Origin of the sequence: Actinoallomurus sp. CA-142502 (assembly GCF_050936355.1) — a bacterium.
GTDB classification, from domain to species: Bacteria; Actinomycetota; Actinomycetes; order Streptosporangiales; family Streptosporangiaceae; genus Actinoallomurus; species Actinoallomurus iriomotensis.
The window spans coordinates 6,459,223-6,474,136 of record NZ_JBNJMY010000001.1 but is presented as its reverse complement, the minus strand read 5'-3'; the positions used below and the strand labels follow the sequence as shown (position 1 = coordinate 6,474,136).

At 69.6% G+C, this 14,914-nt stretch carries 15 protein-coding genes; 10 read left to right on the top strand and 5 right to left on the bottom strand.

Features of this window, described 5'->3' with window-relative positions:
- Positions 1-232 precede the first annotated feature (232 nt).
- From ACQEV1_RS30540 to ACQEV1_RS30530, 3 genes are all read left to right on the top strand, one after another.
- A complete protein-coding gene (locus ACQEV1_RS30540; protein WP_433397983.1) occupies positions 233-1,624 on the top strand; it encodes an alpha/beta fold hydrolase in 1,392 nt (463 codons plus the stop codon).
- Positions 1,625-1,819: 195 nt separating this feature from the next.
- Complete coding sequence (locus ACQEV1_RS30535) at positions 1,820-2,275, top strand: universal stress protein (protein ID WP_433397981.1); 456 nt, start codon at positions 1,820-1,822, stop codon at positions 2,273-2,275.
- Between the two features lie 137 nt (positions 2,276-2,412).
- Positions 2,413-3,492, top strand: coding sequence for an alpha/beta hydrolase (locus tag ACQEV1_RS30530; protein ID WP_433397979.1), 1,080 nt, complete (start codon positions 2,413-2,415; stop codon positions 3,490-3,492).
- Between the two features lie 55 nt (positions 3,493-3,547).
- Here ACQEV1_RS30530 and ACQEV1_RS30525 read toward each other — a convergent pair whose 3' ends face one another.
- Complete coding sequence (locus ACQEV1_RS30525; RefSeq protein WP_433397977.1) at positions 3,548-4,210, bottom strand: hypothetical protein; 663 nt, start codon at positions 4,208-4,210, stop codon at positions 3,548-3,550.
- Between the two features lie 3 nt (positions 4,211-4,213).
- On the bottom strand, positions 4,214-5,011 hold the full coding sequence (locus ACQEV1_RS30520; protein ID WP_433397975.1) for a hypothetical protein: 798 nt from the start codon (positions 5,009-5,011) through the stop codon (positions 4,214-4,216).
- Positions 5,012-5,274: 263 nt separating this feature from the next.
- Between ACQEV1_RS30520 and ACQEV1_RS30515 the strand changes: the two genes are divergently transcribed.
- Complete coding sequence (locus ACQEV1_RS30515; protein ID WP_285622414.1) at positions 5,275-6,018, top strand: MBL fold metallo-hydrolase; 744 nt, start codon at positions 5,275-5,277, stop codon at positions 6,016-6,018.
- Positions 6,019-6,067: 49 nt separating this feature from the next.
- Here ACQEV1_RS30515 and ACQEV1_RS30510 read toward each other — a convergent pair whose 3' ends face one another.
- From ACQEV1_RS30510 to ACQEV1_RS30500, 3 genes are read right to left on the bottom strand one after another with little or no spacing between them, the layout of a single operon-like run.
- The gene (locus ACQEV1_RS30510; RefSeq protein WP_285622412.1) at positions 6,068-7,120 is read right to left on the bottom strand and encodes an ABC transporter substrate-binding protein; all 1,053 of its coding nucleotides are present in this window, start codon (positions 7,118-7,120) and stop codon (positions 6,068-6,070) included.
- An 11-nt stretch (positions 7,121-7,131) separates the two neighbouring features.
- Positions 7,132-8,010 carry an ABC transporter permease gene (locus tag ACQEV1_RS30505; RefSeq protein ID WP_433397973.1) on the bottom strand — a complete coding sequence of 293 codons (879 nt, stop codon included), beginning with the start codon at positions 8,008-8,010 and terminating at the stop codon, positions 7,132-7,134.
- On the bottom strand, positions 8,000-8,836 hold the full coding sequence (locus ACQEV1_RS30500; protein WP_285622408.1) for an ABC transporter ATP-binding protein: 837 nt from the start codon (positions 8,834-8,836) through the stop codon (positions 8,000-8,002). The genes ACQEV1_RS30505 and ACQEV1_RS30500 overlap by 11 nt, the downstream gene beginning before the upstream one ends.
- A 153-nt stretch (positions 8,837-8,989) precedes the next feature.
- Here ACQEV1_RS30500 and ACQEV1_RS30495 point away from each other — a divergent pair, with 153 nt between their 5' ends.
- The 6 genes from ACQEV1_RS30495 to ACQEV1_RS30470 all read left to right on the top strand — a co-directional run bounded on the left by ACQEV1_RS30495 (position 8,990) and on the right by ACQEV1_RS30470 (position 14,879).
- On the top strand, positions 8,990-10,582 hold the full coding sequence (locus ACQEV1_RS30495; RefSeq protein WP_285622406.1) for an ATP-binding protein: 1,593 nt from the start codon (positions 8,990-8,992) through the stop codon (positions 10,580-10,582).
- A 5-nt stretch (positions 10,583-10,587) separates the two neighbouring features.
- The gene (locus tag ACQEV1_RS30490; RefSeq protein WP_433406009.1) at positions 10,588-11,253 is read left to right on the top strand and encodes a response regulator; all 666 of its coding nucleotides are present in this window, start codon (positions 10,588-10,590) and stop codon (positions 11,251-11,253) included.
- Positions 11,254-11,473: 220 nt separating this feature from the next.
- Entirely contained in the window at positions 11,474-11,911 is a 438-nt protein-coding gene (locus ACQEV1_RS30485) for a hypothetical protein (protein WP_285622403.1), read from the top strand.
- On the top strand, positions 11,908-13,527 hold the full coding sequence (locus ACQEV1_RS30480) for a hypothetical protein (protein WP_433397970.1): 1,620 nt from the start codon (positions 11,908-11,910) through the stop codon (positions 13,525-13,527). Before ACQEV1_RS30485 ends, ACQEV1_RS30480 begins: the two co-directional genes overlap by 4 nt.
- Entirely contained in the window at positions 13,517-14,404 is an 888-nt protein-coding gene (locus ACQEV1_RS30475) for an NAD-dependent epimerase/dehydratase family protein (protein ID WP_433397968.1), read from the top strand. Before ACQEV1_RS30480 ends, ACQEV1_RS30475 begins: the two co-directional genes overlap by 11 nt.
- Positions 14,397-14,879 (top strand): GtrA family protein, encoded by a 483-nt coding sequence (locus ACQEV1_RS30470; protein WP_433397966.1) that lies wholly within the window; start codon positions 14,397-14,399, stop codon positions 14,877-14,879. Before ACQEV1_RS30475 ends, ACQEV1_RS30470 begins: the two co-directional genes overlap by 8 nt.
- The last annotated feature ends 35 nt before the right edge of the window (positions 14,880-14,914 follow it).

The following is a 14,914-nucleotide window of genomic DNA, read 5'->3' as shown; positions in this document are numbered from 1 at the left end:
TCCAGTCAAGGGAGGGCGGATGAATTCGGGTGTCCGTGCGGTGACGCGCGGGAAGACCCATGAGAAGACGCACTGTTCAGCGATACAGCGGGCGAACATGGCCGATACAGGTCAGCGCACGGCTCCGGCGGGCCGGGTTTCGCCGGACGCGGTTCCGTGCAGACAATCCGGCATGCGCTGCTGTGTCTCCCGGTTCACTCGGGCCGCTCGCTCACGAGCGCTCATCGCCGCGGTGGTGACCGCGCTGACGGCGGGCCTGGCCGGCCCGGCCGCGGCGGGTCCGGCGCCGCGCCCGGCCGCCGCCGCACCGAGGCTGCGGGATCCGCACCCATGCCAGGGCCAGCCCGGGTTCACCTGTTCGACCATGACCGTGCCGCTGGACCATCGCGGCCGGGTGCCGGGCACCCTGGATTTGCAGGTCGCCACCGCCGACAACGTCGACGCGCCCAAGGGCACCCTGCTCTTCCTCAGCGGCGGGCCGGGCCAGCCGGGCGTCTCGATCGCCGACCGGATCGCCCACCAGCGGCTGCCGGAGATCGCTCGCCAGTACCGGTTCGTGCTGCTGGACCAGCGGGGCACCGGCCAGTACGGCGCGATCGACTGCCCGCTGCTGCAGGCCCAGGTGGGCAGCTCCGACATCGCCGCGCCGACACCCGCCGCGGTCCGGGAGTGCTCCGGCGTCATCGGCGACGACAAGGGTCTGTACGGCACCGAGCAGACCGTCGGCGACTACGAGTCGCTGCGCCGGGCGCTCGGCGTCGACACGATGGTCGTCGACGGGGTGTCGTACGGCACCTTCACCGCGGCGCGTTACGCGGCCGTCCACCCGACCCGCGTCCGGCGGGTCGTGCTCGACTCGGTGCTGCCGCACGTCGATCCCGAGGCCGACGACGGCCTGTACATCGTCGGCCTGCACGCCGAGGCGCGCGTGCTGCGCGACGCCTGCGCGGCGGCGCCCGCCTGCGGCTTCGACCCGGCCGACGACCTGGCCTGGGTGGTACGGCACCGCGGCGACGCGGACGGCGTGCGGATCTTCGACACGATCGTGTCGTACGAGTTCGCCGACCCGACGTACCGGAACGCCGGCGCCCTCCCCGGCGGGCAGGGCGACATCGTCGGCGCGCTGCACGCCGCCCGCCACGGTGACTCCTCGCGCCTGGACGCGCTGCTCGCCTTCTTCAAGCCCGGCGGTGACGAGCTCGCCGGTTACAGCTCCGGCCTGCACATCGACGCGTTCTGCTCCGACAGCGTCTGGCCGTGGGGCCGCTCGGACACGCCGACGGCCGGCCGCCAGGCCCGCCTCGACCGTGCGTTGCGCCGGATCCCGCCGGAGCGGTTCTGGCCGTACACCCGTGCGACCGCCGCCGGCAGCGGTTTCACCCAGGAGTGCCTGCGCTGGCGCTCACGGCCGTCCGCGGAGCCGCCGGCCCGGCTGCCGGACGTGCCGGTGCTGCTGCTGACCGGTGACCACGACCTGTCCACGCCGACGGAGTGGGCGTACGAGGAGGCGCGGCACGCCCTGGACGGCAAGGTCGTCGTGGTGAAGGGCGCGTCGCACTCGATCCAGAACCGTGAGCTCGGCCACGCGGGCCGCGACGCGGTCGCCGCCTTCCTCGGCGTGTGACCTGCGGAGCGGGCCGTCGCGGGGGCGCTCCGCAGGCGCGGAGTGCCAGGGCGACGGTGCTCACGCGCGGTCCTTCTGGCATTCTTGCGGATTCGTGAGCGCCCCCTCGGACCGGTCCGCCCCCGCGGCCGGGCCCGCCCGTGCGCGGACCGTGACAGGGTGGACGCCTCCCGTCGGCATTCGGAGCGTGGTCGTGTGGCCGTGATGGTGTGGATCAACCCGGCTGCCGCATGGGAGAGCGCGGTGGACGCGGTCGCCGGCATGGCCTTCGAGGAGATCGTGCTGCTCCTCGTCACCGAGGGCGGCGGCGCGGCGGCGCCCGACACCCTCACGGGCCTGCTCGGTCCGGCCGGCCACGAGCCCGGCGAGGCCTTCGCGGGCGTCGAGGAGGAACAGGCCGCCGCGCTGTTCGACGAGGCCGAGGCCCGCATGGGCCGTCCCGTCCGCCGCCTGTGGGAGCGGGGCGTCCCCGAGCACGAGGTGGTCACCGCGGCGAGCGGCGCCGACCTGCTCGTGTGCGTACGCGACGGCGCCCCCGGGCTGCCGGGGCCCGACAGCCTCGGCCCCGCCACCCGTTTCGTCGTCGACCACGCGCCGTGCGGGGTTCTTCTCGTCTGGCCGGGGGACAGGTCGCCGCGCGGGAAGGGGTGACCGCGGGGAAAGGTGAACACTGCGCGAACCCCGCGGGGCGGTCACCGGGTACGTCCTAGGGTGCGTCCGGCGACGGCGAAAGCGCCGGGCGCGTCCGGTGCCGGGGAGAGTCCTCGCGTCGATGTCTTGGGGGAGCCATGGGCCTGACGGGCCTGCCGTTGCTGGTGCTGGCCGTTCTTCTCGCGCTGGGCGCGCCGGTGGCCTGCCTGGTCCTGTGGAACCGCGTCCGCGGACGCGTGGCGGCCGCCGTGCGGTTCGCGATGATCGTCACCTGCCAGGCGCTGGCGCTGCTGCTCGGCGGGGTCGCGATCAACGACCACTACGGCTTCTACGCCTCATGGGAGGACCTGGTCGGCGGCGGGACGGGGGAGACCGCCGCGATCCAGGCGGCCGGCCCGGCCGGGGCCGGCATCGGCCGGGCGGACTTCCGGCGCGACCGGTCCCTCGGCGAGGACGTCTACTCCGCGACCTACAGCGGCGAGCACTCCGGCGTCCGATCACGGATCCTCGTGTGGGTGCCGCCGGGATACGACTCCCCGGCCGGCGCTCGCCGCACCTATCCGGTCGTGGAACTCCTGCCCGGCTATCCCGGCAGCCCGTCGACGTGGTTCCACGCCGTACGCGGGGTCGGGGCGCTCCAGGACGCGATCGCGGCCCGCCGGGCCCACCCGTTCATCCTGGTCGCGCCCACCATGACGGTCGAACCGGGCCGCGACACCGAGTGCGTCGACTTCCCGGCCGGTCCGCGCGTCGAGACCTGGCTGGCCGATGACGTGCGCACGGCGGTGACGAGCGCCTTCCGCGCCGAGTCCGGGCGGGACTCCTGGGGGGTCATGGGGTTCTCCACCGGCGGTTACTGCGCCGCCAAACTCGTCCTGCGCCGCCCGGACCTGTTCGGCGCCGCGGTCAGCATGCAGGGCGACACGACGCCGCAGACGCCGCAGGTCCGCGCCGACCCGGCGCTGGACGCCCAGAACTCCCTCCCGGAGATCCTGCGGACCCAGCGGCCGCCGGTCGGTCTCCTGCTCGCCGGCACCCGGCAGGACCGCGCGTCCTACCGCGAACTCGTCCGGCTCGTGCCGCTCGTACGGCCGCCGACACAGGCGTTCGAGTACGTGCTGAAGAACGGCGGGCACAACGCCGCCGTGTGGAACTCCATGCTGCCGAACGCCTACGCCTGGCTCAGCGACCGGCTGTCGTTCCCACGCCCGGCCTGACCCGGACGTGACGAGGCGGCGGACGCGCCGAGCGCCCGCCGCCGTCCGTCCGTCGTCAGTGGCCCAGGACGCGCTCGATCAGGGAGCCGTAGCCGCGCAGCGCCACCCGGAGCCGCTCGGTGTCGGACTCCTCGCCCTCGCCCCAGTGGTCGTCGAGCCGCTCCCGCAGCCGGCCCAGCGCCGCGGTGAGCTCGTCCACGGTCTCCCGCGACAGGGCGCTCGCCTGCCGTACGGCGTCCGCCGGGTCGTCCACGAAGTCGCCCTTGACCTCGCGCCAGCGCGTCCGGAACCGCTCGGCGGCGTCGGCGTCGATGAGCCGGTCGACGGTGAGCTCGTCGGCGGCCGTCGGGGCGGCGCCGGTCGCCGGCGGCTCGGCGCCCTCGGACACCGTCTCCTCTTCGGCGGTCGAGTCCGAGACGATGATCGGTTCCTCGGTGCCGAACGGCTCGCCGTAGCGGCCGCGGCCGGCCTCGTCCTCGGCCGTCGCGTCCGCGGTCTCCTCCGAGGAGACCGGCTCGCCCTCCCGGCCGGTCGCGGTTCCGGCGGGTTCGGTGGAGGCGTCCTTGTCCCAGACCTCGCCGACCAGCGGCTCCTCCTCACCGGAGGCCGCGGCCCGGTGCTCACCCTGGTCGGCCTCCTCGGCGGGCCAGCCCGCGACGGGCCGGTCCTCGGCCGGTGGGCGGGGGTCGTCCAATGAGCGTTCGTGGTAGCCGTTCATCGCCTACGCTCCCTCGTCGTCGCGCCGCGCGGTCCGCGTGGTCCGTGCGCGGGTCTTCGTGTCGGTCTCGGCGCGCTCGGCGGCGGCCTTCACCTTCGCGCCGGTCTTCGTACGCGGCGCGGTGCCGTCCCGCTCGGCCTCCGCTTCCTCTTCGGCCGTCTCGCCCCGCGCGCCGGTCTCGGTCGCGGGTGCGGCCGTCGTCTCCGACCCGGCCGCGTCCGGCTCGGCGGCGCGATCGGTGGCGTGGTTCGTGGCGTTCGCGTCGTCGCCGATGTCGAGCAGCTCGGTGAACAGCGCGCGGTAGTGCACCATGGCCTGCCGCAGGTCCTCGGTCGAGGCCTGCCCGCTCCCGGCACGGGAGCCGATGTCGTGGGCCTGCCGGTACCGGCCGATGGTGGCGGCGTGCTCGACGGACAGGTCCGCGACCTGCTGCTCGTAGCCCTCGTCGGCCGGGTAGCCGCGCTCGCTCATCACCTGGTGGATGAGCCGGTCGGCCTCGCTGACGGCGGTCTCCGGCGCGTCCACGAAACGCTCCTGGACCTGGCGCCACTCGCCGAGGTGGCGCTCGCGCACCTCGGGGGCCAGCGGACGGATCTCCAGCTGGTCGTGACGCTTCTGCCGGGCGAGCAGTTCCTGCTCGGCCTCGCGGGTGCTCTCGTGGTCCTTCACCGCCCGGTCGTACTCGGGGCCGAAGCGCTGCCGCAGGCCGCGTCGCCGCGCCTGCGCCCGGGCGAAGTACCCGGCGACGGCCAACACCACGAGCACGACTATGACGATGACGACCACTGCGACGGTCGACATGGTTGCCTCCTGAGGTGCGGTTGCCAGGCTCTTCTGCCCGTCTAAAACGCCCTAAAACAACCCGGTAAGGGCGCTGTGCCGGGATTGCTCGACGGGGCGGTGAAAACGGTGCCAGGCCGCGTATCGGCAGCTCAGGCGGTCCGTAGGCGATCGCGGGGGCGCGGCCGGTCTGATGTGTGAGATAACGACTCAGAGACGCCACCGGATGACGTTCCGTGGCGAGTCGGCACGAGTCCCGACACGACCGATGGGAGCTGACGCGAATGCGCATGACGGTGCTCGGCAGCTGCGGGGCGTGGCCCACGCCCGGACGCGCGTGCAGCGGCTATCTGGTCGAGAGCGACGGATTCCGGCTGCTCATCGACCCCGGGTACGCCACGCTGCCGCGCCTGCTGCGGCACGTCGACGCGCGGGAGGTGGACGCGGTCCTGGTGAGCCACGGGCATCCCGACCACTGCGCCGACCTGAATCCGCTGCTGCGGGCACGGGCACTCGATCCGGACCCGGCGCCGAAGCTGCCCGTTCACGCGCTGCCCGGCGCCCTCGACCGGGTCCTGGCCCTCGACCGGCCCGGCATGCTCGACGACGCCCTCACGCTCCGCACCTTCACCGCGGGCGGGCGGTTCGAGATCGGCCCCTTCACGGTCGATACGTGGGCGCTGCCGCACTTCGTGCCGAACGCGGGCCTGCGGCTGACCGCGGAGGGCAAGGTGCTGGCCTACACCGGCGACACGGGGCCGTGCCGCGAACTGGCCGAGCTGGCCCGCGACGCCGACCTGTTCCTCGCCGAGGCGACCCATCCGGAGGTCGTGCCGGCCGAGGACGCCCGCTACCTGTCCAGTGCGCGGCAGGCCGGCGAGTGGGCCACGAAGGCCGGCGCCGGGCGCCTGATGCTGACCCATCTGTGGCCCGGCACGTTCGCCGTCCACGCGGAGGAGGCGGCCCGCCGGACGTACGCGGGACCGGTCGAGGTGGCGCGCGAGGAGGAGACCGTCCCGATCGGCTGAACGCGCGAAGGGCCGGCGCGGGCGCCCGCACCGGCCCTTCGCGCGTTTCCTACTGCTTGGGCGCCTTGGCCGCGAACTCGGTCGTGTAGGTCTTGGACAGGTCGACGGTGTCCTTCTTGCCCTTGACGTTCGGGGAGAACTGGGCGAGGACGTTCAGCACGTTCTTCGCGCCGTCGGCCGGCATCATGCCGTCCCCGTTGAACATGCCGATGCTGTCGGCGACCGCCTTCTCGTACAGCTTGGGGTCACCGCCCGCGTAGTCGGCCGGCATCTTGGCCGCGATCTCCGCCGGCTTGTGCGCCTTGATCCAGCCGAGCGTCTTGACCAGGGCGTTCGCCAGCTTCTGCACGGCCTGCGTGTGCGTCTTGACGTAGTCGCAGCTCATGTACAAGGAGCTGGACGGGTACAGGCCGCCGAGCGCGGCGCGCGCCCCCGCCTCGGTGCGCATGTCCAGCAGGACCTTGCCCTTGCCGGTGCTGGTGAGCTGGGCGACGGTCGGGTCGGTCGTCATGCCGGCGTCGATGCCGCCGTTGTTCAGGGCGGCGATGAACGTCTGGCCCGCGCCCGCCTTCACCGTCGTGTACGCCGACGTGGGCACGCCGTTCTTGGTCGCCAGGTACTGGGTGAGGAAGTCGGTGGACGAACCCGGGCTGGTCACGCCGAGCTTGAGGCCCTTGAACGCCGCGGGCGAGGTGATCCGGCCGGCCTTGGGCGCCGAGACCACCTCGGCCTCGCCCGGCACGTCGGCGAGCTGCACGACGCTCTCGATGCACTTCCCCTTGGTCTGCAGGTCGATGGTGTGGTCGTAGAACCCGACGACGCCCTGCACGTCGCCGGAGAGCAGCACGTTCTCCGCCTGGGCGCCGGCGGGTTCGGTGAGCAGCTGGACGTTGATGCCCTGCTCCTTGAAGTAGCCGAGCTGCTCGGTCAGCTTCGCGGGCAGGTAGATGACCTTGTCGATACCACCGACCATGATCTTGATGGTGTCGTCCTTGCCGCCGTTCCCGCTCGACGCGGAGGTGCGCGAGTCGCGGCAGGCGCTGAGGGACAGGGCGGTGGCAGCGGCGAGCGCGGCCGCGGCGACGCGAGTGGCCGTACGCATGAGGGGCTCCTTCAGATCTGTGCTTCGATGCTGGACGCGGGGGGACGCCAGCGCAGGAGGCGGCGTTCGAGCAGGGTGAGCAGCCACTCGGCCAGCAGAGCGATCACCGTGATGATGATCATTCCGGCGTAGATGCCGGCCGAGTCGAACGTGCCCTGGGCATGGTTGATGAGCAGGCCGAGGCCCTTGTCGGCGCCGCTGTACTCGCCGACGATCGCGCCGATGATCGCGAAGCCGAACGCCGAGTGGAGGGAGGCGAGGATCCAGGACGTGGCGCTGGGCACGACGATCGAGGTCAGCACCTGCGTCCGGCTCGCCCCGAGGATCCGGGCGTTGTTCACCAGGTTCCGGTCGACCTCGCGGGCGCCCTGGAAGGCGTTGAAGAACACCGCGAAGAACACCAGGACGAACGCGGTCGCGACCTTGGACGACATGCCGAGGCCGAACCAGATGACGAACAGCGAGGCCAGGATGATGCGGGGGATGGCATTGGCCGCCTTGATGAACGGCGCGCACACATCGGACAGGAAGCGGCTGCGGCCCAGGACGATGCCGAGCACGACGCCGCCCACGCTGCCGAGCGCGAAGCCGATCAGCGCCTCTTCCAGCGTGTAGGCGATCTGCGTCCAGATCGAGCCCTGCGAGGTGCCGCTGGTGAACCAGTCGACCAGCCGGCTCCAGATCGCGCTCGGCTTGGAGTAGTAGAACGGGTCGATCCAGTGGGTCGCGGCCAGCTCCCACGAGCCCAGCACGGCCACGACCAGCAGCACCCGTACGGCGTTGATGCCGGTGAGGCGTCGCCGGTGAGCGGCGCGGGCCTGGGCGACCGCGGCGGCCTGGCCGTCGTCGACGCTGTCGGCCTGGGCGGGTTCCCTGGTGTCAGGCAGCACGATCCGCACCCCTCTCACGGGTGATCTGGACCTCTTCGCGCAGCGACTCCCAGACCTCGCGGTAGATGTCGAGGAACTCCGGGGTGAGCCGGATCTCCTCCGCGTCGCGAGGCCGTTCCAGCGGGACGTCGAAGGACGCCTTGACCGTGGCGGGTCCGGCGGTCATCACCACCACGCGGTCGCCGAGCACGACCGCCTCCTCCAGGTCGTGGGTGACGAACACCACCGCGGCGCCTCGCGCCGTGCCGGAGCCCGACCACAGCCGCAGCAGCTCGTCCTGCATCAGGCCGCGCGTCTGCACGTCCAGAGCGGAGAACGGCTCGTCCATCAGCAGGATCGACGGTTCGTTCACGAGCGTCTGGGCGAGCGCGACGCGCTTGCGCATGCCGCCGGACAGCTGGTGCGGGTAGTAGGACTCGAAGCCGCCGAGGCCGACCCGCTCCACCCATTCGCGGGCCTTCGCGCGGGCCTCCCGTTTGCCCGCGCCGCGGTAGCGCGGGCCGGTCGCGACGTTGTCGAGCACCGAACGCCAGGGGAGCACGGCGTCGGTCTGGAACATGTAGCCGACGCCCTCGGGGATGCCGCCGACCGGTGTGCCGTGCACCAGCACCTCGCCGCCGGAGGGGGGCTCGAGGCCGGAGACGAGCGACAGCGTGGTGGACTTGCCACAACCGGTGGGGCCGACCACGGCCACGAACTCCCCGGAGTCCACGGTGAGATCGAGGTCGCGGACGGCCGTGTGCACTCCGCCCGACGACGAGCGGAAACGCTTTGTGGCGCCGCGAAGCTCGATCGCGGGGCCGTCAGGGGTCTCTTGCGTGGGCATGCCGCCAGACGCTACGAGCATGTTTCGGGCGCGTTAAGCCTTGCCCGCGATGTGGTCACAAGCCGCGTTAACCGCGTTGACCGCATAAATCGAGGTTTTGCGCGTTCTGCGCGCGAAGCGGGTGGAGCCCGGTTCGGTTACGGTTTGCAGGTCATGCCCCGACCTGCCCGTATACGCTTCGCCCACCAGGTGCTGATCCTGCAGATCGGCGTCGTGGTGCTCGTCGCCGTGACCGGGTACGGCATGGCCGCCTGGGTGCAGTGGGGCGAACTGCGTCACCAGTACGGCTGGCGCGCGCTGACGCTCGCCCGCGCCGTCGCCTCCGACCCCGTGATCGGCGACGCCGTGGCGAGCGGCGACCCGCAGGGCGTGGTCGAGGACCGCGCGGAGCGGTTCCGCGAGGCCACCGGCGCGCTGTTCGTCGTCGTCACCGACCGGCACGGCATCCGCCTGGCCCACCCGAACCGCGCCGAGATCGGGCGGAGGGTCAGCACCGACCCGTCGGCCGCCCTGTCCGGGCACGAGGTCATCGTCTTCGAGCGTGGCACCCTCGGGCTGTCCGCGCGGGGCAAGGTCCCGCTCCACGACCACGTGGGGAGCCTCGTCGGCGAGGTCAGCGTCGGGTTCGACGCCGGCGAGATCGACCGGCGCGTGCACCGTACGCTGGCGGTCGCGGCCGGGTTCGCCGCGGGCACGGTCCTGCTCGGCGTGGCCGCCTCCGCCGGGATCGGCCGGCGCCTGAAGCGCCAGACCCTGGGCCTCGAACCCCACGAGCTCGCCGAGCTGGTCCAGGAGCGCGAGGCCGTGCTGCACGGCATCAGCGAGGGCGTGCTCGCGCTCGACGACGGCGGCCGGGTGACGGTCTGCAACGAGGAAGCCGCCCGGCTGCTCGACGTCACGCCCGCCCGCCACACCGCGGTCGCCGACCTGCCGGTGACCGGCCGGCTCCGGGCCGTGCTGGAGGGCGAGGAGGTGCCGCCCAACCTGTTCGTCGTCTCCGGCGACCGGGTCCTCGTCGTCAACCGGCGCGAGGTCAGCCACGGCGGACGGCGCCTCGGCGCGGTGATCAGCCTGCGGGACCGGACGGACGTGGAGTCGCTCGCCCGTGAACTGGACGCGGTGCGGACGCTGTTCGACGCGCTGCGCGCGCAGCGGCACGAGTACGCGAACCGCCTGCACACGCTGTCCGGTCTGCTCCAGCTCGGCCACTATGAGGAGGCGGCCGGCTACATCCGTGCCCTCGCCGAGGTCCCCGCCGCGAAGGAGGAGCCGCCCGGCACCGTACCCGATCCTTACCTCGGCGCCTTCCTCGCGGCCAAGGCCGCCGTCGCCGCCGAGAAGGGGGTCGAGCTGGAGATCGCCGAGACCACCTGGGTACCCGGCCGCGTGTCCGAGCCGCTCGACGTGACCACGGTGCTCGGCAATCTCGTCGAGAACGCCCTGGAGGCCGCGCGGCTCGGCCGCCGCCGGCCCGCGCGCGTCGAGGTCGAACTGCTCGGCGACGGTCACGACCTGCACGTGACCGTGGCCGACTCCGGCGAGGGCGTGCCGGAGGAGCTGAAGGAGGCGATCTTCCGTGACGGCGTGTCCACGCGCCAGGCCGACGGCGGTCGGCCGCGGGGCCTCGGCCTCGCGCTCGCCCGTACGGCGGCGCGGGCGCGCGGCGGCGACATCGTCCTCGTCGACCCCGGCGAGGACGAGGTGGGTGCCGTCTTCGTCGCCCGGCTTCCGGAGGTGCTCAATTGATCGACGTGCTGGTGGTCGACGACGACTTCCGCGTGGCCCAGGTGCACGCCGGGTTCGTCGAGCTCGTGCCGGGGTTCCGCGTCGCCGGCCGGGCCCGTACCGCCGCCGACGCGCGGGCCAAGGCGGCCGGCGCCGACCTCGTGCTGCTCGACGTCTACCTGCCCGACGAGTCGGGCCTGAACCTGCTGCCCGACCTGGCCGCGGACGTGATCATGGCCACCGCCGCCACCGACCAGGAGTCGGTGCGCACCGCGTTCTCCCGCGGCGCCCTGCACTACCTGATCAAGCCGTTCACCGCCGGTGAGCTGGGGGAGCGGCTGCGCGCGTACGCGCGGTACCGGGAACGGCTGGCGAACGGCGGTCAGCTGACGCAGGACGACGTCGACCGCGCCGTGCGCGTGCTGTACGACGTGCCGCGCGGCGTCCCGCGCGCGGTGAAGGGCCAGTCGCCGGTCACCTCACAGCTCGTCGCCGAGGCGCTCCGCCGGGCCGACCGGCCCCGCTCGGCGGCGGAGATCTCCGATGAGGTCGGGATCTCCCGCGCGACGGCCCAGCGGTACCTGGCCTCGCTCGCGCAGTCCGGCCGGGCGCTGGTGACGCTGCGGTACGGCACCACCGGCCGCCCCGAACACGAGTACGCCTGGCGCCCCGGAGCATCGTTCACGACCTGACGTCCGGTTCCGGGTATATCCGCTACCGCGCCAGTCCATACCGGCGCACGGCCGCGCAAATCCCGACATCGGGCAGCGGCCGAACATAGTCTGTCATTTCTGTCATGCACTCGACCGTGCATTGGCTGATATATGCGGCAGCCTGGCCCGATCTGTCTACCTCGGTTTTTGTTGGGCGTGAACCGGGAAGAGCCACCAGTACATCCGGGGGAACGCAGTGATGGACAGAAAGTGCATTATCGTGAAACGAATTATTATCGATAGTGACGAAGTCTTGCGCTGTGAAGCGAGAGTCCTGGGCCGCTATCTGGTGGGAGGACCGCCGGATGAGCCGGCCGTGACGCTCTATGTCAATGCGATAAAGACCAGGGCGTGCGCGATGAGTGAGCGTGAGCGCAAACGCCTGGCCTTCATCCATCGCCATCCCTGGGCGCTCGGATTCGTCGACGCGGGTCTTACTCTGATCGATTCGGCGTCTGAAATTCGCCATCGCATTTATATCATGTTCTCGATCCTGGAGTCCTCTCCCCGTTATCACCATCGATTTCTTCCCGTGCGCCGCGGCTGGTGGTACTCCACCGTCGTCGGCTCAACCGTCATCACCGGTGTCACCAGAACGATCGTAGGCACCATTCTGGTCAAGGTGATCACGCAGTGAACATCGCTGGTTTCATGGTCGTCGGCTCCGGTTGCTCTGCGGCGATGGCCGCGCAGACCCTGGTGGATGCGGGTGCGGACGTCACCATGGTCGACGTGGGGATCGACAACCCGGAGTATCACTCACAGGTCCCGGAAAAAGACTACATAGATATCCGGCGCAACGAGATCGACCAACATCGCTACCTGATCGGCCAGAACGCCGAGGGTGTGGTGTGGGGTCACGTCGGTAAGGGCGCCCAGATCACTCCGCCGCGTCGGCACATGATCGAGAAGGTCGACACGTATCTGCCGGTACGGTCCAGCACGTTCTCGCCGGTCGAAAGCCTGGGGTACGGAGGCCTCGGCATCGGCTGGGGGTTGCAGTGCTGGGAGTTCTCGGACGCCGACATCAGGGCCGCCGGACTCGATGAGACCCGCATGCGTGACGCATACGAGGTCGTAGCCCAGCGGGTGGGCATCAGTGCCACCAAGGACGACGCCTCGCCGTACACCATCGTCGACCTGAAGACCTATCAGCCGCCGGTGAACATGGACCGAAATCATCAGCGGATCCTCAACAGGTATCAGGCGCACAAGAACTACTTCAATAAAAGAGGGTTCGTGCTGGGCCGGACGCCGCTCGCCCTGCTCACGGAGGACATGGACGGGCGAGAGAAGTACGCCTACCGCGACATGGACTACTACACCGACAACGGCCGGAGCGCCTGGCGTCCTTGGGTCACCGTCGACCAGCTCAAGGGAAGTCCGAACTTCACCTATGTCGGCGGTCATCTGGTGACCCGCTTCGTCGAGAGAGACGGGTTCGTGGAGGTGGAGTGCCTCACGATCCCTCAGCATGAGAAACGAGTCCTGCGTTGCAGAACGCTCGTACTCGCCGCCGGGGCGCTGGGCAGTGCGCGGGTCGTGCTGCGGAGCATGGGAGAGTCGCACACGAAGCTACCTTTGCTGTGCAACCCGTACAGTTTCATTCCTTGCGTGCAGTTGTCGATGGTGGGCAAGGAAGTAGAGCGTAAGAAGCTCGGCCTCGCCCAGCTTTCGCTGATCCTGGACGAAGAGAGGGGCAAATCCGGGTTTTCCATAGCCTCTCTGTACAGTTACCAGTCGCTCATGCTCTTCAGGCTGATGGGCCAGGTTCCGTTCTTGGGTTTCTCGGACGCCCGCCACATCATGCGTTACCTGATGTCGGGGCTGGTGATCATGGGTGTGCATCATCCGGACAAACGCTCCTCGAAGAAGTATCTCCAGCTTGTCGGCGATGCGAGCTCCCCTGTTGGCGACCACCTCGACGCGAGCTATGTACTCGACCAGGCGGAGAAAGACGAGTTCGTGCGGCGCGAGCGTAAGTACATCGCTGCGGGGCGGCGGCTGGGCATATACGCGACCAAGCGGATTAACCCGGGATACGGCGCGAGCATTCACTATGCCGGCACCCTGCCGTTCAGCGATCGAGATAAGCCTCTGACGTTGAGTCCGAGCGGCAGGCTGCATGGCACCCAAGACGTCTATGTGGCCGACAGCTCGGGATTCAACTATCTTCCGGCCTGCGGTCTTACCTTCTCTCTACTGGCGAACGCGCACATCACCGCACAGAAGGCACTCAAGCATGAGCGATGAGCTCCCGACCGTTTTCGTCACCGGCGCCGGCGGATTCGTCGGCTCGCAGTTGGTGAGTTTCCTCGCTGCAAGAGGATGGAATGTCGTGGCCTCGGTACGCGACCCAGAGAGATTCGAGACGCGCGAGAACGTTCGCTATGTCGCTCTTGATCTCGGCAAGACGTTCGATGTGACGATGTTCAAGGGCGTCGACTATCTGGTCCATACCGCGTACGTGAAGCTCGATCGCGCCCACAAGGATGCCTTCGACGTGAACGTAGGTGGCACCGAACGTCTGCTTGCGGCGGCCCGGGAGCAGGGCGTAAAAAAGTCGATATTCATGTCGAGCATGTCGGCCCATGAAGACGCTGTATCGATATATGGCCGTCAGAAGCTGGCCATTGAAAGCATGCTGGACGACTCGAACGACGTGATATTGCGCTGCGGGTTGATAGTCGGCAGCGGTGGCATCGTGCAGCAGATGGCCAAATTCATGCGGACCAAACGGATCGTGCCGCTGGTGGATGGCGGAACTCAACCGCTGCAGATCATAAGCATACATGACCTGCTTCAGGTGATCGAGCAGGTCTTGGAGCGCGACCTGCACGGTCGATTCGTGGTCGCCAACCCCGAAGTCTACGCGTACAAGGAGCTCTACAAGGCCATGGGCAGGCAGCTCGGAGTGAACCCGATCTTCCTTCCGGTGCCCTTCTTCGTGCTGCTCACCGCCATGCGCACCATCGCGTTCCTGCGCCTCCCGCTCGCGGTGAACGAGGATAATCTATGGGGGCTCAAGAAGCTGCGTGCCGTCGATAACGCCGCAGACGTCAAGGAGCTGGGTGTCAAGCTCGATACGCTGCACGAGGCGCTGACTCGATTGGGGACACTCGATGCCTAGCGGCATCACCGCGTTCGCGGGGAAGCTGCTCCTGCAGCCGACCAGCCACGGATTCGTACAGTTCTTCAGGTACGGCATCGTGGCGGTCATCGCATTCACGGTCGATTTCGGACTGCTCTATGTGTTCACCAGCTTACTTTCTTGGTTCTATCTGCTGTCGGCGACATCGTCCTTCGTCATCTCTGTCGCCGTGAACTACCTGCTCAGCACCGTATGGGTGTTCGCTGAACGGGCCAGGCGTGAGCGTGGCGTCGAACTCGCGTTGTTCGTCGGCATCTGCGCCGTCGCCCTGTTGCTCAATGGCATATTTATGTGGATTTTCACGTCGGTTATCGGAATATTCTACCTGACTTCGAAGCTGATAACCGTCACCATCGTGCTCTTCTGGAGTTTCGGCGCGCGGCGATTTCTGTTCCATGCCTCCTGCTTGCGAAGCGGACGGCTTGGCAGGTTCCTTTCCTGGCAATCGGAATAGGCGACATCGTATTTGGGTATGACCAGAACATATGT